We start from the raw sequence: 1,537 nt of genomic DNA on the forward strand, positions 1-1,537 counted from the left end.
AACTCTATCTTTTCGCCTACCTTTTTCTCTGTCGTCATCGTCATGCTGTTGCCGGCAGGCGGAGTATCTTCGACATCCAATGTCCAGCCTTTGTCTGTGGCGATCTTCTTGTTGCACGCTGCCGTGCCCGGATTGTTTGCGATCCCGATCTTCTTCTCGCCTTCGGTCAGCCCTTTTACATCGGGAAGTGTGCGGAATATCTCGTTCAGTGTCTCCGCGCTCAGCTTGCAGTCGTTGACCCACAACTCATCATTTATGCTGCTCGAGATCTTCAAGGAGCTCAGATTCGGGTTAATCGAGCAGTAGAATATTGTCAAAGCCGTGTTCTTGCTCACATCCAGCGAGGTGAGGGAGTTATGGGTGCAGGACAACGTTGTCAAAGNAGATTCGGGTTAATCGAGCAGTAGAATATTGTCAAAGCCGTGTTCTTGCTCACATCCAGCGAGGTGAGGGAGTTATGGGTGCAGGACAACGTTGTCAAAGCCGTGTTCTTGCTCACATCCAGCGAGGTGAGGGAGTTAGAGGAGCAGCCCAACAGTTGCAAAGCCGTGTTCTTGCTCACATCCAGCGAGGTGAGAGAGTTAGAGTAGCAGGACAACCGTGTCAAAGCGGTGTTCTTGCTCACATCCAGCGAGGTGAGGGAGTTAGAGGNTCTTGCTCACATCCAGCGAGGTGAGAGAGTTAGAGTAGCAGGACAACCGTGTCAAAGCGGTGTTCTTGCTCACATCCAGCGAGGTGAGGGAGTTAGAGGGGCAGGACAACTTCGTTACCTTTCCATACACCGTAACGGTCTGTGCACCGAGTGTGTACTCTTTATTGATGCCAAATTCGGTTACGCTCTCGCCTGCATCTTTGACCTTGTTGTTGTTCAGGTCTATCCAGACATCCGCTTGGTCTTCCGGCTCGGCGTCGATCGAAAGCTTTATCTTCTCNTCTTGCTCACATCCAGCGAGGTGAGAGAGTTAGAGTAGCAGGACAACCGTGTCAAAGCGGTGTTCTTGCTCACATCCAGCGAGGTGAGGGAGTTAGAGGAGCAGATCAACCCGCCTACCTTTCCATACACCGTAACGGTCTGTGCACCGAGTGTGTACTCTTTATTGATGCCAAATTCGGTCACGCTCTCGCCTGCATCTTTGACCTTGTTGTTGTTCAGGTCTATCCAGACATCCGCTTGGTCTTCCGGCTCGGCGTCGATCGAAAGCTTTATCTTCTCNCTCTCGCCTGCATCTTTGACCTTGTTGTTGTTCAGGTCTATCCAGACATCCGCTTGGTCTTCCGGCTCGGCGTCGATCGAAAGCTTTATCTTCTCGCCCACCTTTTTCTCTGTCGTCAAGGTGATGGAAGGAAGATCCTCTTCCACGTCATCGCCCAAGATCGTCAGGCGGTTATCTTTCCACTCTGCCCGTACACGGTACGCCTTGCCCGGAGTCATGGAGAAGGCTTTGGCTATCTTCTTGTTCTTGGAGAGCTGAGTCCCGTTGTCTGTCTGCACCGATATGCCGAACTCCGGAATGCTGTTGCCTGTCGGACGATGCCA

The 1,537-nt window shown here is 52.0% G+C and carries 1 pseudogene; it reads right to left on the bottom strand.

The window, feature by feature from the left end:
* A pseudogene (locus HQ43_RS09890) lies at positions 1-371 on the bottom strand (hypothetical protein); the annotation flags it as partial.
* Between the last annotated feature and the right edge of the window lie 1,166 nt (positions 372-1,537).

The sequence above is a fragment of the Porphyromonas canoris genome (assembly GCF_000769115.1).
Lineage (GTDB): Bacteria > Bacteroidota > Bacteroidia > Bacteroidales > Porphyromonadaceae > Porphyromonas_A > Porphyromonas_A canoris.